Origin of the sequence: Arthrobacter sp. BE255, assembly GCF_031457335.1 — a bacterium.
Taxonomy (GTDB): domain Bacteria; phylum Actinomycetota; class Actinomycetes; order Actinomycetales; family Micrococcaceae; genus Arthrobacter.
In genome coordinates, this window is the sequence record NZ_JAVDWK010000003.1 from 241,597 (window position 1) to 265,607 (window position 24,011).

The 24,011-nt window shown below is 67.0% G+C and carries 18 protein-coding genes; 10 read left to right on the top strand and 8 right to left on the bottom strand.

The features are described 5' to 3' along the window. From J2X42_RS07450 to J2X42_RS07460, 3 genes are all read right to left on the bottom strand, one after another. On the bottom strand, positions 1 to 456 hold the full coding sequence (locus J2X42_RS07450; RefSeq protein WP_310163758.1) for a hypothetical protein: 456 nt from the start codon (positions 454 to 456) through the stop codon (positions 1 to 3). Further along, positions 453 to 3,602 (bottom strand): efflux RND transporter permease subunit, encoded by a 3,150-nt coding sequence (locus tag J2X42_RS07455; RefSeq protein WP_310163761.1) that lies wholly within the window; start codon positions 3,600 to 3,602, stop codon positions 453 to 455. Before J2X42_RS07455 ends, J2X42_RS07450 begins: the two co-directional genes overlap by 4 nt. 189 nt (positions 3,603 to 3,791) lie before the next feature. Beyond that, entirely contained in the window at positions 3,792 to 6,086 is a 2,295-nt protein-coding gene (locus J2X42_RS07460) for a PEP/pyruvate-binding domain-containing protein (protein ID WP_310163765.1), read from the bottom strand. Positions 6,087 to 6,387: 301 nt separating this feature from the next. Here J2X42_RS07460 and leuS point away from each other — a divergent pair, with 301 nt between their 5' ends. From leuS to holA, 5 genes are read left to right on the top strand one after another with little or no spacing between them, the layout of a single operon-like run. Then, positions 6,388 to 8,913, top strand: a complete 2,526-nt coding sequence (leuS, locus tag J2X42_RS07465; protein WP_310163769.1) for a leucine--tRNA ligase — start codon at positions 6,388 to 6,390, stop codon at positions 8,911 to 8,913. A 57-nt stretch (positions 8,914 to 8,970) separates the two neighbouring features. Further along, the gene (locus tag J2X42_RS07470) at positions 8,971 to 9,978 is read left to right on the top strand and encodes a DegV family protein (RefSeq protein ID WP_310163773.1); all 1,008 of its coding nucleotides are present in this window, start codon (positions 8,971 to 8,973) and stop codon (positions 9,976 to 9,978) included. Positions 9,979 to 10,027: 49 nt separating this feature from the next. Next, the gene (locus tag J2X42_RS07475) at positions 10,028 to 10,963 is read left to right on the top strand and encodes a helix-hairpin-helix domain-containing protein (RefSeq protein WP_310163776.1); all 936 of its coding nucleotides are present in this window, start codon (positions 10,028 to 10,030) and stop codon (positions 10,961 to 10,963) included. A 24-nt stretch (positions 10,964 to 10,987) separates the two neighbouring features. After that, positions 10,988 to 12,946: a ComEC/Rec2 family competence protein gene (locus J2X42_RS07480; RefSeq protein ID WP_310163779.1), complete on the top strand. Its 1,959-nt coding sequence runs from the start codon at positions 10,988 to 10,990 to the stop codon at positions 12,944 to 12,946. After that, the gene (gene holA / locus J2X42_RS07485; RefSeq protein ID WP_310163782.1) at positions 12,859 to 13,875 is read left to right on the top strand and encodes a DNA polymerase III subunit delta; all 1,017 of its coding nucleotides are present in this window, start codon (positions 12,859 to 12,861) and stop codon (positions 13,873 to 13,875) included. The genes J2X42_RS07480 and holA overlap by 88 nt, the downstream gene beginning before the upstream one ends. Positions 13,876 to 14,032: 157 nt before the next feature. Here the strand turns inward: holA and rpsT are convergent, their stop codons facing one another. Then, positions 14,033 to 14,293, bottom strand: a complete 261-nt coding sequence (gene rpsT / locus J2X42_RS07490) for a 30S ribosomal protein S20 (protein WP_066291556.1) — start codon at positions 14,291 to 14,293, stop codon at positions 14,033 to 14,035. 170 nt (positions 14,294 to 14,463) lie between these two features. After that, positions 14,464 to 15,039 (bottom strand): type II toxin-antitoxin system PemK/MazF family toxin, encoded by a 576-nt coding sequence (locus J2X42_RS07495; RefSeq protein WP_310163786.1) that lies wholly within the window; start codon positions 15,037 to 15,039, stop codon positions 14,464 to 14,466. A 184-nt stretch (positions 15,040 to 15,223) separates the two neighbouring features. On the opposite strand from J2X42_RS07495, the gene lepA reads away from it, so the two are divergent. Then, positions 15,224 to 17,077, top strand: a complete 1,854-nt coding sequence (gene lepA / locus J2X42_RS07500) for a translation elongation factor 4 (RefSeq protein ID WP_310163790.1) — start codon at positions 15,224 to 15,226, stop codon at positions 17,075 to 17,077. A gap of 36 nt (positions 17,078 to 17,113) precedes the next feature. Beyond that, positions 17,114 to 18,343 (top strand): radical SAM family heme chaperone HemW, encoded by a 1,230-nt coding sequence (gene hemW, locus J2X42_RS07505; RefSeq protein ID WP_310163793.1) that lies wholly within the window; start codon positions 17,114 to 17,116, stop codon positions 18,341 to 18,343. 87 nt (positions 18,344 to 18,430) lie between these two features. Here the strand turns inward: hemW and J2X42_RS07510 are convergent, their stop codons facing one another. Further along, the gene (locus J2X42_RS07510) at positions 18,431 to 18,850 is read right to left on the bottom strand and encodes a DUF4870 domain-containing protein (RefSeq protein WP_131133058.1); all 420 of its coding nucleotides are present in this window, start codon (positions 18,848 to 18,850) and stop codon (positions 18,431 to 18,433) included. Positions 18,851 to 18,954: 104 nt separating this feature from the next. Next, complete coding sequence (locus J2X42_RS07515; protein ID WP_310163796.1) at positions 18,955 to 19,800, bottom strand: DUF3097 domain-containing protein; 846 nt, start codon at positions 19,798 to 19,800, stop codon at positions 18,955 to 18,957. A 178-nt stretch (positions 19,801 to 19,978) separates the two neighbouring features. On the opposite strand from J2X42_RS07515, the gene hrcA reads away from it, so the two are divergent. From hrcA to J2X42_RS07530, 3 genes are all read left to right on the top strand, one after another. Then, complete coding sequence (hrcA, locus tag J2X42_RS07520) at positions 19,979 to 20,992, top strand: heat-inducible transcriptional repressor HrcA (protein WP_310163799.1); 1,014 nt, start codon at positions 19,979 to 19,981, stop codon at positions 20,990 to 20,992. A gap of 81 nt (positions 20,993 to 21,073) precedes the next feature. Beyond that, the gene (dnaJ, locus tag J2X42_RS07525) at positions 21,074 to 22,201 is read left to right on the top strand and encodes a molecular chaperone DnaJ (protein ID WP_131133055.1); all 1,128 of its coding nucleotides are present in this window, start codon (positions 21,074 to 21,076) and stop codon (positions 22,199 to 22,201) included. Between the two features lie 2 nt (positions 22,202 to 22,203). Beyond that, positions 22,204 to 22,986 (top strand): 16S rRNA (uracil(1498)-N(3))-methyltransferase, encoded by a 783-nt coding sequence (locus J2X42_RS07530; protein ID WP_310163801.1) that lies wholly within the window; start codon positions 22,204 to 22,206, stop codon positions 22,984 to 22,986. Positions 22,987 to 22,997: 11 nt separating this feature from the next. Here the strand turns inward: J2X42_RS07530 and J2X42_RS07535 are convergent, their stop codons facing one another. After that, positions 22,998 to 23,990: a GerMN domain-containing protein gene (locus J2X42_RS07535; RefSeq protein ID WP_396134039.1), complete on the bottom strand. Its 993-nt coding sequence runs from the start codon at positions 23,988 to 23,990 to the stop codon at positions 22,998 to 23,000. Between the last annotated feature and the right edge of the window lie 21 nt (positions 23,991 to 24,011).

Sequence of the window (24,011 nt, forward strand, 5' to 3'; positions counted from 1 at the left end):
TCATTTACCCGTGTTGAACTCGGCGCCGAACAGCTCAGCCGCGCCGACCGTTACCAATACTGTCCCCGCGGCCGGGCCGGCACTGGCCGTCACCGCGCCCGCTTCGACTTTGGTCACGGTGACGGCCTGTCGTTCGTAGACCCGCGGCTCAGGATTGACGTAGACCCAGGTCTTGCCTTGGGCGTCGTACAGCAGCGCAGCGTAGGGGAGCAGGACCCCGGCGCCCCCCGGGTCGGGTTTGGCCGTGTCGGTGAGCAGTTGCAGCCGGTCAATTGCCCGCTGGCTCAGCGTGATGCGGGCAATGCCCGTGGTGGCGTTCTTCTCCACTTTGGCCGGAGCTTCGGCGGTGGATTCGGCCAGGGCTGAGGGCTGCGCGCAGGCGGGCAGTGAAAACAGCAGTGCTGCACAGGCAGCAGCCGCCACTGGCAGGCGCCTAAGGGGCTTTTTGCTGGTCATGATACTGCCACCTTTTCCGCCATAACGGGCATGACTGGTACTTCCGATTCGTAGACTTCAGACCACTCTTCCGGTTCAGTGCGGGGACCGAACCAGAGCGTGAGCAGCGGGAGCAGGAAGAGCCCAACAAGCGTTGTGGTCACGAGGCCGCTGGCAATGATCAGCAGCATCGGCACCATCAAGGCCTCACCCACCGTGCCGCCGAGGAAGGCCGGCGGTATCAGGACGAGGAACGTTATGAGGGCTGATTTGAGGATCGGTGATATCCGGTCCCGTGCCGCCGCCATGACGACGTCAGTGCGTGACAGGTCCGTATTCTCCCGCCACAGTTCATCGACACGCGCGGACAGCAGTGCCGCGTTGCGTGCCGCGATGGCCAGGACGGCCGCAAACGCTGTCAGTGACAACCAGGACAGGGACGCGGTCCCGATCCATGCGGCGATCGCCGCTCCGGCCAGCGCCGCGGGAAGCGTCAGGAAAACAGCGAGGGCAAGTTTCCAGCTCCTCACGGCGGTCTGGAGCAGCAGCAGCACGGCCAGGATGGCCGCGATTCCGAGCCCGTGGACCAGGGTGTCGGCGGCCTGCAGCTGGCTGTATTTCGTGGGGACCTCGGCGTGGTATTCGAGCGGGAACTGGATTTGCTGGAGCGCGGTCTCGATATCCCGCTGGATGTCTGCCAGCGGGCGTCCGCTGACGTCGGCCAAAACGTCGATCCGCCGCGAGGTGTCGTCATGCTGGATGACAACTTCACTGGGGACCATACGGACTTCGGCGATCTGGCCGAGCTGGACGTGGCCGCCGTTGGGAGCATCCAGGAGGAGCTCACGGATACTGGTCAGGTCATCCCTGACACCAACCGCGCCGCGCACCACCACTTCAAACACCTTCTGCTGTTCAAAGAGGTTGCCGACGACGATGCCCTGCATGAGTGTTGCCGCGGCCCGCCTGGCGTCACCGGGCTTGATGCCGAACTTTTGGGCTGCGTCAAGATTGACCTGGACCTCGACGATCGGGGTCATGTCCGCGGCCGCGATAACCGGGTTCTTGACACCGTCAATCTTCTGGATCGCCTGGCGGACTTCGTTGGCCTTTTCGCGCAGCACCGGCATTTCCGTTCCGTAAACCCGCACGGCGAAGCCGGGTTCAAGCGTGGAGCGCATGTCCCCGACGGTCTGCTGTGAGTAGTTCAGCACGTTGTGGGCGATACCGGGGTAGCCCTGCACCACATCCCGTACTGCCCGCTCCGTTTCAGCGAAGTTGGCGTCCCGTTCGATCGACACCCACAGCTCAGCAGAGCTGTTCCCGACCACCTGGTCCGCGGAGATGGCGCGCCCCACATGGCCGCCGACTCCGGAAACTCCCGGGAGCGTCCTGAGCTCATTTGAGGCCAGGGCGGCGATCCGCCGGACTTCGTCGGTGGAGGTCCCCGCCATGGTGTCCCACTGGACCAGCAGGGTGCGGTCGGGCAGGGTGGGAATGAGGGCCCGGTTTCCGGCCAGTTGCGAGCCTGCCGCGATGCCAAGGATACCCACGACCGCAACAGCCACAATGGCCAGCGTCTTCCGGGAGTTGACCTCGCCCAGGGCACGGCCGTAGTACGCCTTCCCGCGGGCGACGGCGGGCAGTTCCCTGGGTTTTGCCGTCTTCGGCGGAAGCAGGAAATGCGCCACCACCGGCGTGACGGACAGCCCGACGATCAGGGCGGCGGCCAGTGTCAGCGCCAGCGACCAGAAGACCGGCGAAAAGAATGAGCCGCCCACCCCTGCCAGGAACAGGGTCGGAATGAGGACAATCACCATGATCAGCGAAGCGTGGAACAGCGGGGTGCGGACCGAGCGCACGATGTGGTTCATCCGCGACGTGGGCTGGGCCTCCGTCCCGGACGCCGGCTGAACCGCGATTTGTCGCCGGTTGGCCTGGACGTCTTCGACGACGTCACCAACAATCACGGACATGCCGAGAAGGACGCCCAACAGGACAGTGATGTTCAGCGTCGCGTTTTGCGCGATCAGCACCACGGCCGCCGTCGTGACGGTCGTGGCGATGGCCACGAGAGCAACCAGGGCCACCCGCCAGGAACGGAACAGCAGCCAGAAGAGGGCGACTGCTATCAGCAGGCTGACCAGCAGGGCAAGTCCCAGGCTGTTGACGGAGTCCTGGACGCCGGTTGCGGGCCGGAATACGGACGTATCGAGTTGGACCCCTGTGAGGCCGGGCTCCATGTCCTTCAGGGCCGCCTCGACATCCCGGGTGACCTCCACGGTGCTGGTGCCCGGGAACTTCTCGATCACCAGCATCAGGCCGGCGTCGGCTCCTGCAATGGCGTCGCCGATCAGCGGCTGGTGGTCTTCCTTGACCTGTGCGATGTCGCCCAGGCGCAGCACCGGGTCCGTTTCCTCCACGCTTACCTTGGCCAGATCGGCCGGCGTGCGGATTGGGAGGACGTGCTGGATGCCAAGTCGCTGGCTCGGAGACTCCACGAAGCCGCCGGTCCCTGGCGTCGAAGCTTCGAGGAAGCTCAGCGGCGAAACCCAGACGGCGTTGCCCGTGGTCTTGACAAGCTGCTCCAGGGTGATGCCCTTGTCACGCAGCTGAGTGGGAGTGACCTCCACCTGCAGCTGCTGTTCGCGCTGGCCCCAGATGGACACGTTGGCCACGCCCGGGATACCGATCAGCCGCGGCTTGATTTTCCACCGGGCCAGGACGGACATCTCAATGCCGGAGAGTTCCTTGGAGTCCATCCTGACCATCAGCACACGACTGGTGGAAGACAGCGGCTGCATGATCAGCGGCGGCGATGAGACGTTAGGCAGCGCGTGCGCCTGCGTCATGCGTTCCGCCACCAGTTGGCGGGCGCGCAGGAGGTCCGTGCCAGGCTCGAAGACCAGTTCGATGGACGAGAGCCCCGGGACGGATTTCGAGCGGATCTCGTCCAGCCAGGCCACCCCGTTAAGGAGGTCTGCTTCCATGGGTGCAGTGATGAGCTGTTCAACTTCAACAGCGGAAAGCCCGAGGGCCTCCGTTTGGATCTCTACTTGTGCGGGGGCGAACTCCGGCATCGTGTCCACGGCCATATGCGGAACATTGACGACGCCGAAAGTGATGAGCCCCGCTGCGAGGGCAAGAACCAGGAAACGGAATTGCATGCTGAACCGGGTAACCCAGCCAAACATGGTCGGTCCCCGCTAGTTCTTCGCAGGGATGATGGACGGTGTTCTTAGTCCGTCACATCGTTGTGGTGGACATAAACGCCAGTTATGCATTTCAGGCTCCTCGACCTGAGACCAGCCAGTTTCCCCACAGACTTGAAAATCAGAATGGACCCGATTGTCCGATTAAACAAGAGGCTCGGGAAGAGTCATGGCAGGACTCTGCAGTTCGACGATACCCGCGTTGCCATCGACTGTGACCAATTGGCCGGTGCGGAGGATTTGGGTGGCGTTTCCGGTGCCTACCACCGCGGGTATGCCGTACTCGCGGGCCACGAGGGAGGCATGCGCAGCCAGGTTGCCGCCGTCCGTGACAACGGCGGCGGCAGCCGCAAATAACGGGGTCCATGCCGGCGCCGTCGCCCTGGCCACCAGGATCTCGCCCGGCAGGAACCGGGAGAATTCCTCCGGACCGTCCACCACCCGCACGCTGCCATGGGCCCGGCCAGGGCTGGCCGGGTGCCCCACCAGGGCGCCTGCCGGAAGGTTCCCCGTGCTGCGCGCGCTGTTCGCGATCCTGTCGAACATGTTCCCGAGCAGAGGCGGCAGGTTTCCCAACGCCAGCGGAGCTGCCAGTTTCCGCTGGCGCTGCCACTCCGTGCGCCGCCGGTCAACATTCTGATGCTGCGGCGGTGCGTCCAGGCGCACGGCGTCAAATGTCAGGAAGTAGACGTCCTCGGGCGCCTGGATGATGTCGTTCTCTTGCAGGCGGGCTCCTATTTCCGCTGCGCACCGGCGCAACAGGGGCCAGCCCAGGGTGAAGTCCCTGGCCTGCTCCTCGCGGAGCAGGGCATAGTGCTGGGCCAGGCCGAGGAGGCTTTCAAACCGCTTCAGCCGCCTTCCGTTCAGCAACGCACGGCATGCGGCCTCAGCGGCGCGGCGCCGCCCAGCTGCCGACGGCATCGGTGCGTGGCGTGGCGCGTTGCCCTCCCGGGCGGGAGCGGGCCCGCCGGGTTGCTCGCCCGCCGTCCTGTGGTACCAGTCGATGCTGTAGACGGCGTGCGGGACCCCGGCGGGCAGGGCGGGAGCCAGGCCGCCCAGGAGCGTCTGGTATCCGGTGGTCTCCTGTGCCCCCGGTGCCCCCTGTGTCGCGTGGCCCGCGAGCGCCCTGGCGAGGTGCCGGCGCCAGAACCGCGCCAGTACCAGCTCCATCTTCCAGGCGGCACCGCCAGTGGCCGCAAAGAACCAGAGGTACTCGCCCGCCTTTCGAGCCACCTGCTCCACGGTGTTAATGAGTTCCGGCAGCGTGGCCGTCCCGACCGCAACCGATGATGAATCCACAAGACTCCGGTACTCGGGCAGGCATTCGGTGCGCCATTCGTGTTCGAGTGCACGCAGGACCGTCCTGTCTGCCCCGGCGGGGTCGACCATGGGCCTCACCACGGAGTTGAAGAAGTAGGGCAGGGATCGCGGTTCGCCGCCGAACAGCAGGTGCGGCAGTGCCTTGGGATTCGGCGGGGAGACGTAGTACCAGCCGTTGACCTGTCCGTGGCCCATTGCCACGGAAATGCCGGCAGACGCGAAGACGGCCTCGTTGTAGGCGCTGTCAATCCGGGGAATCAGCCAGTCCATGAACAGGGGCGTGACCGGTTCGGGCAGCCATTCACCCAGGCGGAAGTTCCTGAGCCAGGCCCCCTTGCCCGGCGGCTCCCATCTCACGGGTTCCGGGAGGGCCGTCATCGGCCGGGCCTGGAGAATCTGGACCCTGCCCGCATGGTCCACTGCCCATTCGATGTCCTGGGGGCCGCCGAAATGGCCGGCGACCTCTCCGGCGCAGGTGGCCACCGCCGTCGCGGTTTCCGCTGACAGGACCCGGCCGGCGCCGCGGACCCGAACGGACCGTCCCTCGCGCACAACCCACTCTTCGCCCGTTTCGACTCCGGACACCAGGGCCTCCGCCAGGCCCTGAACCGCTGAGATGACGGTTTCGTTGCGTTCCCCGGTCAGCGGGTTGGCGGTAAAGGCGACGCCGGCGGCGACCGGATCCACCATCTGCTGGACGAGGACCGCCATGGCGGCTCCCGTGCCAGTCCCCGGCCCGATGGACGCTTCATAGGCCCGGATGCGGCCGGCGCCGGCGGATGCAAAGCAGCGCTCCACCGCCGCGGACAGACCGTCCGGGGCCACGTTGAGGTAGCTCTCGTACATGCCTGCAAACGACGCGCCCGGCAGGTCTTCCGCGGCGGCGGATGACCGCACCGCGTAAGGGCCGGGCCCGATGGCTGCAGCGGCTGCCTGGAGTTCTGTACCCAAATGCCCGGCTTCTGCAGCTGCAAGCGCAGCTTCGGTCACCACAAATCCGGCCGGAACGCGGAAGCCGGCGCCGCTGAGCGCGGAAAGGGCAGCGGCCTTGCTGCCGGCGGTTTCCCTGGCCGACGCAGCCGGGTGGCCGAGCGGGGGGAACAGGATGTCGTCACTCACCTTCAGTCACCGGTCCGGGTCAGTTGTTGCACGGCGGGCTCCAGTCTATTCAGGCGGGGCCGCGCCGGATAGGGCAGAAGGCACCACGTCGCCCCTCCGTGGTGCGCTAAAGTAGTTCCATGCGTGCGATCCTTCTGCTTAGTTAGCCGCCCGGTATCCGGATTCAACCGGATTGCCGCGCGGCAGCCCCTCCATGGAGAGGGGCTTTTGTGTGTCCGGGCGTGTTTGCCGGGCACGCAGCAGAAGGGATCAGAGAAGTTATGGCCGCACAGATGCCGTAACAGAACAGAAGAGGGCAGCAGTGAGCGTTCAGCCGGAGACAGAGACCGGAACAGCAGCAGTGGCAGCGGAAGGGCCCGAGGAGGGCACCTACAGCTTCGCGGCGATGGAGGCCAGGTGGCCCCAGGTATGGGAAGACCTCAAGGTCTTCACCCCCGCCGATGACGGATCCCGCGAGCGCCGCTACGTCCTGGATATGTTCCCGTACCCTTCGGGCGACCTTCACATGGGACACGCCGAAGCGTTTGCCATGGGCGATGTGGTGGCTCGGTACCTGCGCCAGCAGGGCTTCGACGTGCTGCACCCGATCGGCTGGGACTCCTTCGGCCTCCCGGCGGAAAACGCCGCCATCAAGCGCAACGCCCACCCCAGCGAGTGGACCTACGCCAATATCGAGACCCAGGCGGCGTCGTTCAAGCGCTACGCCATCTCCGCCGACTGGTCCCGGCGGGTGCACACCTCGGACCCCGAGTACTACCGGTGGACCCAGTGGCTGTTCAAGCGCTTTTACGAGCGCGGCCTGGCCTACCGCAAGGATTCGCCGGTCAACTGGTGCCCCAAGGACCAGACGGTGCTGGCCAACGAACAGGTGGTCAACGGTGCCTGCGAACGCTGCGGTACCGCCGTCACCAAGAAGTCGCTGAACCAGTGGTACTTCAAGATCACCGAGTACGCCGACCGGCTGCTCGATGACATGGACGAGCTGCGCGGCCACTGGCCAGAGCGCGTCCTGGCCATGCAGAAGAACTGGATCGGCCGTTCCGAAGGTGCCCACGTCAACTTTGTGATCGAGGCCGACGGCGGCAAGCCCGCCAAGGACGTCACGGTCTTCACCACCCGCCCCGACACCCTGTATGGCGCCACGTTCTTCGTCGTCGCCGCCGACGCGCCGATCGCCGTCGAACTGGTCACCGACGAGCACGCCCAGGCCCTGGACGCCTACCGCGAGCAGGTCAAAGCACTCACGGAAATCGAACGCCAGTCCACCGAGCGTGAAAAGACCGGTGTCTTCACCGGCCGCTACGCCATCAACCCCCTGAACGGCGAGAAGCTGCCGGTCTGGGCCGCGGACTACGTCCTGGCCGACTACGGCACCGGCGCCATTATGGCTGTCCCGGCGCACGACCAGCGGGACCTCGACTTCGCCAAGACTTTCGACCTGCCCGTCCGCGCCGTGCTGGACACCGGCGAGGAGGACCCGGCGGTTACCGGCAAGGCGACGGCGGGGGAGGGCACCCTGATCAACTCAGGCGTGCTGGACGGCCTGCCGAAGGCCGAAGCCATCCCCGCCGCCATCGGCATCCTCGAAAAACAGGGCACGGGCGAGAAGTTCGTCAACTTCCGCCTCCGCGACTGGCTGCTGAGCCGCCAGCGGTTCTGGGGAACGCCCATCCCGATCATCCACTGCCCTGCCTGCGGCGAGGTGCCGGTGCCCGACGAGCAGCTGCCCGTCACCCTGCCGGCCGACCTGCGCGGCGAGGACCTTTCCCCGAAGGGCACGTCCCCGCTGGCCGCAGCCGAAGCCTGGGTCAACGTTGAATGCCCCAACTGCCACGGCCCAGCCAAGCGCGACACCGACACCATGGACACTTTCGTCGACTCGTCCTGGTACTTCCTGCGGTTTGTCTCGCCGCAGTTCACCGAGGGTCCCTTCGACCCGGCCAAGATCAACGAGTGGATGCCGGTCGGCCAGTACGTGGGCGGCGTCGAGCACGCCATCCTGCACCTGCTGTACGCCCGGTTCTTTACCAAGGTCATCCACGACCTCGGCATGATCGACGCCGACGAACCGTTCAGCGCCCTGCTGAACCAGGGCCAGGTCCTCAACGGCGGCAAGGCCATGAGCAAGTCCCTGGGCAACGGCGTTGACCTCGGCGAGCAGCTGGACAAATACGGTGTGGACGCCGTCCGGCTGACCATGATCTTCGCCTCCCCGCCGGAGGACGACGTCGACTGGGCCGACGTATCGCCGTCGGGCTCCGCGAAGTTCCTGGCACGCGCCTGGCGCCTGGCGCAGGACGTCACCGGCGAGCCCGGTGTTGACCCCGCAGCCGGGGACCGCGCACTGCGATCCGTCACGCACCGCACCATCGCCGACGCCGCGGCCCTGCTGGACAGCAACAAGTTCAACGTGGTGGTGGCCAAGCTGATGGAGCTGGTCAACGCGACCCGCAAAACCATTGACGCCGGCGCCGGCGGAGCCGACCCCGCGGTGCGCGAAGCCGCCGAGGCCGTCGCGGTCATCCTCAGCCTGTTCGCGCCGTACACAGCCGAGGACATGTGGAATGTCCTGGGCCACCCCGCCTCCGTCGCGAACGCCGGCTGGCCGGCCCACGATGAAGCACTGCTGGTCCAGGACACGGTCACCGCCGTCGTCCAGGTGCAGGGCAAGGTCCGCGACCGCCTCGAAGTCTCCCCGGAGATCGGCGAAGAGGAACTGCGTGAACTGGCCCTCGCCTCGGAGAACGTCCAGCGCGCCCTCGACGGGCGGGGCATCCGCACCGTCATCGTGCGTGCACCTAAACTGGTGAACATCGTCCCGGCCTAGCCGGGGCACCGGCCGCCGGATCCTTCCGGCGGCCGGCAATAACTCCAGGAGGCGCACTTGCCCGACCGTGATTCCGCCGCCTGGCTATGGCTCCGGGACCGTCTGGCGGCCCTGCGCCCCGCGCCCCGGCCGGAAATCTCCGGTGCCGGCCGGGCCGACGTCGTCCGGACCGCGGTGGTCACGGACTCGGCAGCCGCCCTGCCGGCAGAATGGGTCAAAGCCTGTGCCGGCGACGGACGCCTGACCGTGATTCCCATGCCCGTCATGGTGGGCGAGGAAATCTACGGCGAGGGCGAAGACGACATCACCGAAACCATTGCCCTCGCACTCGCGGGCGGCAAATCCGTCAAGACCTCGCGCCCGTCACCGGGCCAGTTCGAACAGGCCTTCCTCGCAGCGGAACGCCGCGGCTACGAAGCCGTGGTCTCCATCCACATTTCCGGCGGACTGTCCGGCACCGCGGACGCGGCCCGCCTGGCGGCCGGCCGGGTGGAAATCCCGGTCGAGATCATCGATTCCGGCACCGTCGGAATGGCACTGGGGATGGGCGTGCAGGCCGCCGTCGTCGCCGCGGCAACAGGAGCGGACGCTGCCGGCGTACGGGCCATGGCCGAAGCGCAGCTGGGCCGCACGAAGGTGTACTTCTACGTCCCCAGCCTGGAGCAGCTCCGCCGGGGCGGAAGGATCGGGGCGGCCGCCTCCCTCTTCGGGACCATGCTGGCCATCAAACCCATCCTGGCGGTCGACGGCGGCAAGATCGTTCCGCTGGAAAAGGTCCGTTCTGCAGCCAGGGCCATAGCACGGCTGGAGGAGATTGCGGCTGCGGACGCTGGTTCCCGGCCTGCAGGCAGCGTCAGCCTCGCTGTCCACCACTTCGGGAACCCCGCAGAAGCCGAGGCGCTTGCCGACAGGCTTGCGGCGGCCCTCCCGGGTTGCCCCCGCGCCCAGATCAGTTCGCTTCCGGCAGTCCTCGCCGCCCACGCCGGGCTGGGAGTCCTGGCCGTGATCGTAGGGGACGGCGGGCCGTCGGAACCTGCCGCCGGACTTCCGGGCCTTTCCACATAGCCGCACCCGGCACTGTTCGGGGCCGGTCCGCCTCCCTAGCGTGGTGGATATGTCACGCCGGGATGCTGGATCCGCAGCCAGCCCTGCGGCGCGCCATGCCGGCCGCCGTTTGCAGGCTACCCTCGGATCCGGTTCCGGCGGGCTCCTGCCCGGAGGCGGGGAAGGCTTCATCTACGGCGGCGGCTCGGGCGGGGATCCAGGTCCAGCGGATGGAGCCGGAGCGGACGCCCCGCCCGGAACCTTGTTCGGCCCGGGGCGGACGGGGCCGGTCCTCAGGTGGCGGCTGGGGCTGAGGGTCGCCGTGCTTGTGGGCATTGCCGCCGTCGTGTGCGGGACCTGGTTCTGGTGGCAGGTCTCCATTGGGCGGCCAGACGTGCTGCCTCTCAGTGACGCCACGCCGTCAGGAAGCGCGGCTCCGGCCCGATCCGGGCAGGAGCCGCCCGGCACGGGACCGGAGAGTCCAGGACAGGCGGGCGCGGACGCCGGACCCGGGGGAGCAGCGCCCGCGGTGCTGCATGTGGCGGGGGCTGTCGCCCGGCCGGGCGTCGTTGAGCTGGGGCCAGGGAGCCGGGTTCACGATGCCATCGCAGCCGCCGGCGGAGGAACCGCGGCAGCGGACCTTGACCGGCTCAACCTGGCCGCCGTCGTTGTGGACGGGCAGAAGATTTATGTGCCGCGGCACGGTGAACCCCTGCCCGCCGACTCCGCCGGGGCCCCGGCGGGTGAGGCCGGGGGATCCGCTGAGGGCGGCGGATCCGTTGAGGGCGGCGCCGGACCGCGCGCCGCCGCGGGCAAGATCAACCTCAACGCGGCCGGTATTGAGGAACTTGGAACATTGCCCAAGGTGGGCCCGGTACTGGCCCAGCGCATCGTGGACTGGCGGAAGGAGCACGGGCTGTTCACGTCGGTCGAGGAGCTCGACGCCGTGGACGGCGTAGGACCGAAGATGCTCGAGACCCTGCTGCCGTTGGTGAGCGTGGAGTGATGTCCCCTGACGGTGCAGGTCCTGGTGGGTAGGCCCAGCCGGTGGAGCCGGTTTGTGGAGGCGGCCGTCAGGGCGCCGGGGACCGGCGACGGCGAACCCGCCGGCTACTCCGCGCAGCCGACGCAGCCCGTTGCCCCGGCTGGTAGGGGACAGCTGGCAATACCTGCAGGGGAAACCCTCCGCCGCGTTGTCAGGGAGAAGGTGCGCGGGCGGCCCCAACGTTCGTTCCCGGCAGATGGGCGGCGGCGCACGGACGTACGGCTTGCTCCAGCCGCGATGATGGTCTGGTGTGCTGCCGTCGCCGGGGTCTGGCTGACACCGGCAGCCCTCCTCGGGCTTTGCTGTGCGCTGCTGCTGATTGCCACGGTTCTCCTCATCAAGGCCCACCGGGTCGGTGTTCCCCGCAGTTTCCTGACCACCGCCGCCATCGCTGTGCTGCTCGCCGTGTGCACGGCCGCGCATTCGGCCGTTGCGTCGTCTCAGCGGCATGATGGCCCCCTGTCCGATGCGGTGCGGGACGGCGCATCGGTGGTGGCCGTCCTGGAAGTCACCGGAGCACCGCGTGCCGTATCCCCGGCAGGGCAGGGCGGGGTGGCCGGGCGCTGGGCCGTGCCGGCCACAGCCCTTGATGTCACGGCCGGCGGCCAGGTAATCCGAGGCCGCGCCGACATCGTGGTCATGGGCGGTGGTGACTGGGGCTTCGTGGCGGCCGGTCAGCGCATCCGCAGCACGGGGAAGCTCAGGCGTGCGGATCCGGGCCAGACGGAGGCGGGGATCCTGGCCGCATCAACAGCCCCGGTGCTGTTGCCAGGCGGCTACCCGGGCTGGCACGAAGGGGCGGCGCAGCTGCGCAGCCTCTATGTCTCCGCGGCGTCATTCCTGGCACCGGACCCCGCCGGTCTCCTGCCCGGCATGGTCACAGGGGACACCAGCGCGCTGGATGAAGGCCTGACCGCGGCCATGCAGGCCGTTGGCATGACCCACCTGACGGCCGTCAGCGGCGCCAACTGCAGCCTGGTTCTGGGAGCCCTCCTAATGCTGGCCCGCAGCCTGCGCCTGCCCCGGGTGCCGGCTGCAGTCATGGCATTGTCGGGCCTGGGGTTGTTCGTTCTCCTGGTGGGCCCCGATGCGAGCGTCCTGCGGGCCGCCCTGATGGGTTCGGTCGCCCTTGCGTCACTGGCCGGCGGACGGACGGGCCGGGGCCTGAGTTTCCTGAGCCTCGCCGTCATCGGGCTTTTGCTGTTCGACCCCGGCCTGGGTACCAGCTTCGGCTTCCTGCTGTCCGTCCTGGCCACGCTGGGAATCATTGTGCTCGGCCAGCGGATGGTGGACCTGACGCCTGCCGTCGTGCCGCGCTGGGTGGCGGCGGCAGTCGCCGTGCCGCTGTCCGCGCAGCTGCTGTGCGGTCCCGTTATTGTGCTCCTGCAGCCGCAATTCTCCACCTACTCGCTGGTGGCGAATGTGGTGGCGGCCCCGCTCGTTGCGCCGGTGACGCTGCTTGGCACGGCCGCGGTTCCCTTGGTGGTGCCTGCGCCGTGGGCTGCAACCGCCCTGATAGCAGTTTCGGGCACTTTCTGCAGCGGCGTGGCCGGGACGGCCAGGTTCATGGCGGGCCTTCCCGGTGCCTCGCTGCCGTGGCCCGAGGGTGTCCCCGGGCTGATGACCATGGCTGCGTTGTCGGTGCTCACGCTCGCCATGGTGCTGCTGGCACTTCGTCCGCGCCTGGCAGTGGACATGCTCCTTGGCCTGCACCGCCGCATCGAGAAGTTCCTGGAAACGGTGGAACACGTTGGCTGGCCGCCACGGCCCCGCAGGATGCCGGGACGTGGCTTGGTGCCACGGGCCCGCCGTGGCAGGCTTAGATATTGCACAAACACCTCCGGAAGGAACCCAGCATGGCCGCTGCGCCGAATGCACGAAACAGGACTACGGCGTCCGGTACGGCCACCTGGCGGGACGTGGAACCGGCGGGAGTGGTCCTGATCGGCGGTCCGGAGGAGTACCTCGGGATCCGGGCGATGGACCGTGTCAGGGCGCAGGTACGGGCAACTTCACCCGATGTCGAAGTCACCCGCATCAACGCGGCAAGCTACGAAGCCGGGTCACTCACCCTCCACGTCAGCCCTTCCCTCTTCGGCGAGAACAAGCTGATCGAGGTCGAAGGCGTCGAGAGCATGAACGATGCCTTCCTGGCCGACGCCCTGTCCTATGTGGCCCGCCCCGAGGCCGACGTCGTACTGGTCCTGCGGCATGGCGGCGGCGTCCGTGGCAAGAAGCTCCTCGACGCCGTCAAAACCGGCGGCTGGCCTGTGGTGGACTGCCAGCCGCTGAAAAAGGACGCCGACAAGACCGCATTCGTCACCTCGGAATTCAGGGCTGCCGGCCGGAAAATCAGCGGCGAAGCCGTCCAGTCACTGGTCAACGCCGTGGGTGCCAGCCTGGCCGAACTCGCGGCGGCCTGCAGCCAGCTGATCGCGGATGCAAGCGGGGCTGTGACCCCCGAGCTGGTGGACCGCTACTATGGCGGCCGGATCGAAGCCACAGCCTTCAAGGTTGCCGACGCCGCCATGGCGGGCAACGGACCGGCGGCCCTGTCCGCGCTTCGCCATGCCCTGGCCACAGGAGCGGACCCCGTTCCGCTCGTGGCCGCGCTGGCAGCCAAGCTGAGGACGGTCGCCAAGGTGGCGGGCGCGCGGGGGTCGTCCGCGCAGATCGCCCGGGATCTTGGCATGCAGCCCTGGCTCGTGGAACAGGCCCAGCGTGACGTACGGCGCTGGACGCCGGAGGGCCTGGTCCGCTCCATCCAGGTCACCGCGGAAGCTGATGCGCAGGTCAAGGGACTTTCGCGGGATCCGGTCTACGCGGTGGAGCACGCTGTCACGGTCATCGCCACCTCCGCACGCGGGCACTGAAAACCCACACGGGCACTGAAAACCTGAGGGCAGCTGCCCACTGCGCCGCCCGGCGGGCTGTCTGCTGCGGGGGTGGAACAGGGCGGCGCGCTTAAAGCGGTGTGGCCGGCACCCAGGGGGTGCCGGCCACAACCATCAGTTCAGGGAACTGGAAGCCTTACAGTGCGTTGACCTTCTTGGAGATCGCCGACTTGCGGTTCGCTGCGTTGTTCTTGTGCAGAACACCCTTGCTGACAGCCTTGTCCAGCTTGCGGCTGGCGGCAACCAGGGCAACAGCAGCTGCATCCTTGTCGGTGGACTCAACGGCGGTGTTGACGGCGCGGATGGCCGTCTTCAGCTCAGACTTGACTGCGTTGTTGCGCAGGCGTGCCTTCTCGTTGGTGAGGATGCGCTTCTTCTGGGACTTGATATTAGCCACGTGTGAACTCTCTTTTTAATGCGGAAATGGTCTAGAGGGCTTTCAGATTGGCCATTGACTGAGCGGCGTGGGGATACCTATGGCGGCCAACCATCAGTGGCCGTCGACCTGCACGGACACACAGCTATAAAGAATAGCAGATTGGGCCGAAGGCTGGCCATTTGGCAGGCCTAGTTCCAGCCGTGTCGCCTGCGCAGTACTGCGGCAACCAGTTCGAAACGCCGCCGGTCGAGCACGGCTCCTTCGCGGCGGATCCCGTCGGGGCTGATCTGCAGGATCCGGTCCACCTTCGCCTCGCTGGGCCGGGACAGCCGGTCCCAGGCCCCGGTTCCGATATCCACGTAGTCGTTGCCTGCGTGGGCGTCCTGGTCGTGGTCGCGGCTGGTGAGCATCAGTCCCAGAAGATACCGGCCGTTATGGCCGACCAGCAGGACCGGACGGTCTTTGCCCCTGCTGTGGTCCTCTTCGTAGGGCACCCAGGTCCATACGACCTCGCCCGGGTCCGGGGCGCCGTCCGGCTGCGGCGCGTACCTGACGGTGGCAGTGCCGCCGAAATCGCCGGGATAACCGGTGACCGGCCCGCTGGAGGCCCTTGACGCCGTCGGCTTGGGCGGCCGTGCCGGCGTCCCCGCGGCAGGGCTGCCCGCCCTGGTGCCGGGGGCGGCGCTTGACTCCCGCCGCATCCCGTCCAGGATGCGGACAGACTTCTGGAATGCGTTGACCAGTGAGCGGAAGTTCAGTGCCATGGGGAAACCCTATCGCCGGGTGGGAAATGCCGGCCTGGCAGTGCCGCCCATGTGTTGTCCGGCGGATGCGGTGTGGCAGGCCCTGACGTGGGACACTGGAGGTTGAAAATATGCGGCCTGTCCGCCAGCGTGCCCCGGTGCGCCCTGGCTGTGTCCGTGTGAATGCCAACAGTAAGGACCCTGCGTGTCTCCCATGGCCCGCACCGCCCCGGTGCCCGCCGCGACAGATCCGGCCATTATTCGGAATTTCTGCATCATCGCGCACATTGACCACGGTAAGTCCACCCTGGCCGACCGGATGCTGCAGTACACCGGAGTGGTCCAGTCCCGCGACATGAAGGCCCAGTACCTGGACCGGATGGACATCGAACGCGAACGCGGCATCACCATCAAGTCCCAGGCGGTCCGCATGCCTTGGGAACTGGACGGCACCAGCTACGCGCTGAACATGATCGACACCCCCGGCCACGTGGACTTCACGTACGAGGTCTCCCGCTCGCTTGCGGCCTGCGAAGGCGCAGTGCTTCTGGTTGACGCTGCGCAGGGCATCGAGGCCCAGACCCTCGCCAACCTTTACCTGGCGATGGAAAACAACCTCACCATCATTCCGGTCCTGAACAAGATCGACCTCCCGGCCGCCCAGCCGGAGAAATACGCGGCGGAACTGGCCAGCCTGATCGGCGGCGACCCCGATGACGTACTCCGCGTCTCCGGCAAGACGGGCATGGGCGTCGAGGCGCTGCTGGACAAAATCGTCCGTGACCTGCCGGCCCCGACGGGCAACGCGGACGCCCCTGCACGCGCCATGATTTTCGACTCCGTCTACGACACGTACCGCGGCGTGGTCACCTACGTCCGCGTGGTTGACGGCATGCTGCACCCCCGCGAACGCATCCAGATGATGTCCACCAGGGCCACCCACGAACTCCTCGAGATCGGTGTGAGTTCCCCGGAACCCACTCCGTCCAAGGGCCTCGGCGTCGGCGAAGTGGGCTACCTCATCACCGGTGTAAAGGACGTCCGGCTGTCCAAGGTCGGCGACACCGTCACCAACCTTGCCAAGCCTGCCTCCGATTCCCTCCCCGGCTACGCGGATGCCAAGCCGATGGTCTTCTCCGGGCTGTACCCGCTGGACGGCACGGACTATCCGGTGCTCCGGGATGCGCTGGAGAAGCTGATGCTCAACGACGCCGCGCTGGTGTACGAGCCCGAAACCTCCGCCGCGCTGGGCTTCGGCTTCCGCGTGGGCTTCCTTGGCCTGCTGCACCTCGAAATCACCCGGGAACGGCTCGAACGCGAATACAACCTGGACCTGATCTCCACGGCCCCCAACGTGGAGTATGAGGTGACGCTGGAGGACAAGAAGGTGGTCCACGTGACCAACCCCAGCGAATACCCCTCCGGCAAGATTGCCGAAGTCCGCGAGCCGATGGTGTCCGCCACCATCCTGGCGCCCAACGAGTTCGTGGGCGCCATCATGGAGCTGTGCCAGAGCCGCCGCGGCGTGATGGGCGGCATGGACTACCTGTCCGAGGACAGGGTGGAAATCCGGTATCGGCTGCCGCTGGCCGAGATCGTGTTCGACTTCTTCGACATCCTCAAGTCGAAGACCCGCGGCTATGGCTCGCTGGACTGGAAGGCGGACGGCGAGCAGGTGGCCGACCTCGTGAAGGTGGACATCATGCTCCAGGGCGAGCAGGTGGATGCGTTCTCTGCCATCACGCACCGGGACAAGGCGTACGCCTACGGCGTGATGATGACCACCAAGCTGCGCGAGCTGATTCCCCGCCAGCAGTTCGAGGTCCCCATCCAGGCTGCCATCGGCTCCAGGATCATTGCCCGGGAAAGCATCCGCGCCATCCGCAAGGACGTGCTTGCCAAGTGCTACGGCGGTGACATTTCGCGAAAGCGCAAACTGCTGGAAAAGCAGAAGGAAGGCAAGAAGCGCATGAAGATGGTGGGCCGCGTCGAGGTTCCACAGGAAGCCTTCATCGCCGCGCTGACCACTGACGAGTCCAAGGACAAGGCCAAGAAGTAGTGATGACTGTGGCCCGAGGCACCGGAGGCCGCACCCGTGCCTAGCGTTCTTCCCCTCGGCGACCCGGCGCCGTCGGACGGTCTGCTGCCCCCGCAGGCAGCGGACGGTGCGGCGGACCGGGCCTTCGGACTGTATGTGCACATTCCGTTCTGCGCCGTACGGTGCGGCTACTGCGATTTCAACACGTACACGGCCACTGAACTGGGAGTCGGCGCGTCGCAGGATGCGTACGCCAGCACCGCCGTGTCCGAGGTGGACTTCGCTGCGGCCGCGCTGCGGGCCTCCGGGATCCCGGACCGGCCCATGAGCACCGTGTTTTTCGGCGGCGGAACCCCAACCCTGCTCCCTGCGGAAGACCTCGCACGGATCCTGGCTGCCGCCGTCGGCCGCTGGGGGCTGGAACCCGGCGCCGAGGTCACCACCGAGGCCAACCCTGACTCCGTCACGCCGGAGTCCCTTGCCGTCCTCAAGGACGCCGGCTTCACCAGGGTTTCCTTCGGCATGCAGTCCGCCGTGCCCCATGTGCTCAAGGTCCTGGACCGGACGCACATCCCCAGCCGCGTGCCGCAGGTGGTGCAGTGGGCGCGTGACGCCGGCCTTGCCGTGAGCCTGGACCTGATCTACGGGACGCCCGGGGAATCACTGGACGACTGGCGGTACTCCCTGGAGACGGCGCTGTCGTACGGGCCGGACCACATCAGCGCCTACGCCCTGATCGTGGAGGACGGCACCAAGCTCGCCGCCCAGATCCGCCGCGGTGAGGTCCCGGGAATCGACGACGACGACCACGCCGACAAGTACGAACTCGCCGACCAGCTGATCGGCGAGGCAGGACTCAGCTGGTATGAGGTCAGTAACTGGTCACGGACACCGGAGCAGGCATGCCGGCACAACCTGGCTTACTGGCGCGGTGACGACTGGTGGGGCATCGGCCCCGGAGCCCACTCACACGTGGGCGGTGTGCGCTGGTGGAACGTCAAGCACCCTACGGCCTATGCCGGCAGGCTGGCCCAGGGGCTCTCACCGGCCGCCGGGCGGGAGACCCTCGACGACGGCACACGGGACATGGAACGGATCATGCTCGAGGCGCGCCTCGTCACCGGTGTTGGCATCAGGTCGCTGGGGGAGTCGGGCCGGAAAGAAGTGGCCGGACTCATCGCGGACGGGCTGGTGGAGCCTGCACAGGCATTTTGGGGACAGCTGGTGCTGACGCTGAAGGGCCGGCTGCTCGCCGACGCCGTGGTCCGCAGGATCCTGCCGGACTGAACGGCGCAAAGCAACGCGGGGTCACTTCCCGCCCAATATCCCTGCCGGATTGGGACAGAAGTGACCCCGCGTTGCTTTTGAGTGCGGTTACTTGATCCAGCGCAGGTTGTACTGGTAGCGGTGCGGCTGGCCGCGGTTCACGTGGATGCCGGCAGCAACGGAATAGCACGTCAGCGCGATCCAGATCAGCGTGGCAATGACGGCGAAGATGTTGCCGATCACGGGGATGAATACCAGCAGGTTGGCCACCACGGCCGCGATGGTGGGAGGCAGGCTGAAGTTCAGCGCTTCCTTGGATTCCTGGGCGGTAAACGGCCCGCGGTCCCGGAAGATGAGGTAGATCAGCAGCGACGGAACGCACCCGAGAATGCCGCCGAAGTGAGCCAGCGTAGCCCACTGCCGGTCTTCACTGGCCGTCAGGGGCAGCGCGTTTGCCGGAACGCCATGGTACTCGGAGCGGCCCTGGCCGCCCTGGTTGTCCCTGTGTTCGCGTGCGTTTTCTGCCACGGTGTGTCTTCCTTCGAAAATGCAATGGTGCGCTGATGTAGAACATTCAAACTTACAGGGTGCCGGGCCCAAGTGCAGCGGCACCTGCAGTACCAAGAATACTGCTAGGGAACGGTCAGGAAGTCGATGACTTCTTCCACCCTGCCCAGCAGCGAGGCTTCCAGGTCTGCGTAGCTGCGGACCGCGCCCAGCAGTTTTTGCCAGCCCAGGCCGATGTCTTCCTTAGTGGAGTGGGGCCAGCCGAACGCCGCCAGGATGCCTGTCTTCCAGTCCTGGCCACGGGGGATGACGGGCCAGCTTTCAATTCCCAGCACGTTAGGCCGGATGGCCTGCCACACGTCGACATAGGGATGGCCAACGATGAGGACATTGCCCGCTGCCCCCGGGGAGGCCATCACGGCGTCCGCGATCCGGGACTCCTTGGAGTCCGGCACCAGGTGGTCAACAAGCACGCCGAGCCTGCGGCCGGGACCCGGGGAGAAGTCCGCCACGGCGGCGGCCAGATCATCAATGCCGTGCAAGGGCTCGACGACGATGCCCTCCACCCGAAGGTCGTCTCCCCAGACCTTTTCCACCAGTTCGGCGTCGTGCTTGCCCTCCACCCAGATCCGGCTGGCCTTCGCCACCTGTGCCCGCTGCCCGGCGACACGGACCGAACCGGAGGCCGTCCGGCCGGCCGGGGCGGTGGCCTGCCGGGGTGCCGGCGGCATGAGCCGGATGGGCTGCCCTTCGAGGAGGAAGCCGTAGCCAAGCCGGAAGGAACGCGATTTGCCGCGCCGGTCCTCCAACGCCACGACATGCATGCCGCCGGATTTTTCGACCCTCGTCACGGCCCCCACCCAGCCTGACTGGACATCCTCCAGGACCATGCCCCGCTCCACCGGCACTTCCGGGAGCTGGCTCCGGACGGGAGCGGCGATCTCCTGGGGGCCCCAGTTCTGGTATTGCATGGATGTGTTCCGCCTTGCCTAGGTCCTGGCCCGGAATTTCGCCCGGAGCGGTACCAATGCTAACAACGGGGTGAGTCATATTAGACTGTTAGCACTTAGGCATGTCGAGTGCTAAGCCGCGGCCGGTGCGCCCGGCGGGGGCAAACCCGGTGCCCGTGATCCTGGATGGAGGTGGAGTGTGAGCGAGCCGCGCAAACTTGAAGTCCTGCGTGCCATCGTGGAGGACTACGTGCACTCCCGCGAACCGGTGGGGTCCAAGGCGCTGGTTGAACGCCACCATCTGGGCGTGTCCAGCGCCACCATCCGCAACGATATGGCGGCACTGGAGGATGACGGCCTCATCACAGCGCCGCATACCAGCGCCGGCCGCATCCCCACGGACAAGGGCTACCGGCTGTTTGTGGACCAGATCTCTGCAATGAAACCGCTGTCACAGGCTGAACGCCGCGCCATCCAGACGCTCCTCGAAGGCTCGGATGATCTCGACGACGTCCTGGAGCGCACCGTCCGGCTGCTGTCACAGCTGACCAACCAGGTGGCAGTGGTCCAGTACCCGCACCTGAGCCGCGCCACGATCCGCCACATCGAGTTTGTGCTCCTGGCCCCCCGCCAGGTCCTTGTTGTCCTCATCGCCAACACCGGCAAGGTGGAGCAAAAAGTGGTCGACGTCGGGCAGGACCTGGGCGACGACGCCCTCGCCGGCATCCGGGGCAGGTTCCTCGGCTCGCTCGCCGGAACCCCGCTCAGCCAGCTGACCCAGTCGCTGCCCGCGGTGGTTTCCGGGATTGGCCCGGGGCAGCGGCCGGCGGCGCAGGCCCTGGCCCACGGCCTTGAGGTCCTTGCCCACAACAGCCGCGAAGACCGCATGGTCATGGCCGGCACCGCCAACCTCGCCAGGTCCAACGTTGACTTCCCGCTCAGTATCGGCCCGGTGCTTGAAGCACTTGAGGAACAGGTGGTCATGCTGCGCCTGCTCAGCGAGATGGCGCAGGATCCCCGCGGCGTGACGGTCAGCATCGGGCGCGAAAACCCATACGACGGGCTCGCCGAAGCATCGGTGGTCGCCACGGCGTACGGCCCGGACAGCACGGCCAAGATCGGGGTACTCGGCCCCACCCGGATGGATTACCCCACCACCATGGCGGCAGTCAGGGCCGTGGCCCGCTACCTGTCAAGGATTCTGGGCCCCTGACCGCACCTGGCCGGGCCCCAGGCAAGAAGAGCAGTGCAAGCAGTCCGACTGCAGCAGGACAAACAGGAAGAGATACGAACTTTGAGCAGCCACTACGACGTCCTTGGAGTCTCACCGGAAGCCACCGGGGAAGAGATCAAGAAGGCCTACCGCAAGCTGGCCCGCACGCTTCACCCGGATGTCAACCCCGGTGAGGACGCTTCGGACCGCTTCAAGGCCGTGACCCACGCCTACGAGGTGCTTTCCGACCCGCAGAAGCGCAGGGTCTATGACACCACCGGCAACGAAAACGGCACTGACAATGGCTTCGGCGGCGGCGGTTACGCCGGGCAGGGCTTCGCCTTCCAGGACATCTTTGACACCTTCTTCGGCGCCGGAGGATCCGCCGGTCCGGCGTCGCGCGTCCGGCGCGGGCAGGATGCCCTCATCAGCGTCAGGATCGAACTCCGCGACGCCGTCTTCGGGGTCAACAAGAAACTCGAAGTGGACACCGCCGTCGTCTGCCCCACCTGTAACGGCTCCTGCTGCCGGGAGGGCAGCCACCCGGAACGCTGCGACATCTGCGGCGGCAGCGGACAGGTCCAGCGGGCGGTGCGGTCCATCCTGGGCCAGGTCATGACGGCGGCGCCGTGCGGTAGCTGCGAAGGTTTCGGCACCGTGATCAAGGACCCCTGCAACGAATGCAGCGGGCAGGGCCGGATCCGCAGCCGGCGTTCGATGACCATCAAGGTCCCCGCCGGCGTTGCCACCGGAACCCGGATCCAGCTTTCAGGCCAGGGCGAGGCAGGCCCGGCAGGGGGCCCCGCCGGCGATCTTTACGTTGAGATCCGGGTCAACAACGACGCCACCTATGTGCGTGACGGCGACGACCTGCATGCCACACTGAACATCCCGATGACCGCAGCGGCGCTGGGCACGGAAGTGTCCCTGGAGACGTTCGACGGGTTGCAGGAAATCGACGTCAAGTCGGGTACCCAGTCAGGCGAGATCATCACGTTGCGTGGCCTGGGTGTGACCCACCTTCGCGGCTACGGCCGCGGCGACCTCAAGGTGCACCTCCAGGTGGAGACGCCGGCCAAGCTCGATTCGGCACAGGAAGACCTGCTGCGGCAGTTGGCGAAGCTGCGCGGCGAACAGTTCACGGAGGGCAAACTTGCCGCCAGCGGCGGCGTCTTCGCCAAGCTCCGGGACCGGCTCGGTAACCTGTAGCGGTGAGCAATCCGGTTTTCTTCAGCGCTGCCGGGACGCTGGACCACCTGGTCCCCGGCGCCCAATTTGTCCTGCAGGGGCCCGAGGCCCGGCACGCCGTGGCGGTCAAACGGCTTGCCCCCGGCGAGTCCGTGGACATCGCGGACGGCGCCGGCAAACGGCTGACCGGAACGGTGGTGGCCGCATCACCGTCCGAACTGACAGTTGAGTGCTCCGCGCTGACGGCCGAAGAAAAACCTGGCATCCGTCTGGTCCTGGTGCAGGCGCTGGCCAAGGGCGACCGGGACGAGCTCGCCGTGGAAACCGCCACCGAGCTGGGAATCGACGCCGTCATCCCGTGGCAGTCCGAGCGGTCCATCGTACGGTGGAAGGGCGAGCGGGCAGCGAAGGCACACGCCAAATGGCAGTCAGTGGCCAACGCTGCCGCCAAGCAGGCACGGCGCGCCTGGATCCCGGAGGTGCGGGCCGCCGTCGAAACCGCCGGGCTGGCTGCAGCAGCCGCCGAGGCCGACCTCGCCATCATCCTGCACGAGCACGCCGTCCGGCCGTTCCGCTCCGTTCTGGAGTCCTGGCAGGCAACGGCGGACGGCAGCGTGCCCCGCGAAATCCTGCTCATTGTGGGACCGGAGGGCGGGATCAGTCCGCGTGAGGTGACCAGGCTGTGCAGTGCCGGCGCGGTAACGGCGCTCCTTGGGCACCACGTGCTGAGATCGTCCACCGCCGGTCCCGCCGCGGTGGTGCTTGCCAGCGACGTGTTGGGTCGCTGGGCCGCACCTGCGGGATGAGTGTTTGGCTACTAGCGGACGTTGAAGCTGCGCGTATCAACGTTCAGCTCCTGATCGCTGCCTGAGGGGTCCGCCTGTGCGACGCGAAGCTCGTAGTCGCCGGGGGTGAGCGTCAAGGCGAGGGTAAACACGCCGGATTGGGCGGCCTCCACCGCGGCGGTGGTCTCACCCGTCAGGAAGGGCGTCTTATCGCCGTTCTCCTCCTCGCGCAGGATCCGCCAGCGCAGCTTGCCGCCGGGGACCGTGTTGCGCCCGGTGATCTTGACACTGCCATCGGCGACTTCCACGTCCTCCTGCGGATCGATGATCCATACCGGAGCCACCATTCCGGCGCTGCGGGACATCAGGGTGCCAAGGCGCACGTGGTTGAACGCAAGGTAGTCGGTGTGCCCGTCCACCAGAACCATCACCTGGATCTGCTGGCCGGAATCGATGAGGCCTGAACTCGCCCCGGCTGCCGTGGCCGTGTACACCAGCTGCTGGATGGCGCGGCCGGCCATGTCGGCGTCGAGGTTGCTGTTGAAGGCGTCCGCGGAGACGTCAACGGTGATGACGTTCTTGCCGGAGATGGACGTGGCCAGCTTCTTGGGGTTCTGCCACGGCGTGAAGAAATCCGGGTCGAGGGGCTTGTCCGACATCATGGCCCGCAGTGCCCTGGTCACCGGGTTTTCCTGTTCGGGCACATCCCTGAACTCGCGGTAAAGGAATGCGTTGTTGTTGCTGCGGCCGATCCAGTAGACGGGCGCCTTGTTGGATGACTGCGTGGTTTCCAGCGGTGCGCTGGTGGACGGCGCCCCCGGCGGGGTGTTTTCCGCCGCCTGGCTTGAATTCTGCGCCAGCGTGGGCTCCGGCCCGGGATCCGCAATGCAGCCGGAGAGGACCAGGACAGCGGGCAGGAGGCCCAGCAAAGCGGTGGAGCGGATGCGCCGCAGGGCAGGTCCCACGGCAAGGGGCGTTACTGGTCCCGGCACTGTGATGGCACTGTCCTTCCTGGCTGTGATCATGGAGCCGGTCCCCGGACGGCC

Excerpts from the sequence above, each read along its gene's own strand:
- J2X42_RS07535 (WP_396134039.1), bottom strand. The coding sequence starts at position 23,990 with ATGATCACAGCCAGGAAGGACAGTGCCATCACAGTGCCGGGACCAGTA.
- J2X42_RS07495 (WP_310163786.1), bottom strand. The coding sequence starts at position 15,039 with ATGGCACTGAACTTCCGCTCACTGGTCAACGCATTCCAGAAGTCTGTC.
- J2X42_RS07455 (WP_310163761.1), bottom strand. The coding sequence starts at position 3,602 with ATGCAATTCCGTTTCCTGGTTCTTGCCCTCGCAGCGGGGCTCATCACT.
- holA (WP_310163782.1), top strand. The coding sequence starts at position 12,859 with ATGGCCGCTGCGCCGAATGCACGAAACAGGACTACGGCGTCCGGTACG.
- J2X42_RS07475 (WP_310163776.1), top strand. The coding sequence starts at position 10,028 with ATGTCACGCCGGGATGCTGGATCCGCAGCCAGCCCTGCGGCGCGCCAT.
- J2X42_RS07450 (WP_310163758.1), bottom strand. The coding sequence starts at position 456 with ATGACCAGCAAAAAGCCCCTTAGGCGCCTGCCAGTGGCGGCTGCTGCC.
- J2X42_RS07515 (WP_310163796.1), bottom strand. The coding sequence starts at position 19,800 with ATGCAATACCAGAACTGGGGCCCCCAGGAGATCGCCGCTCCCGTCCGG.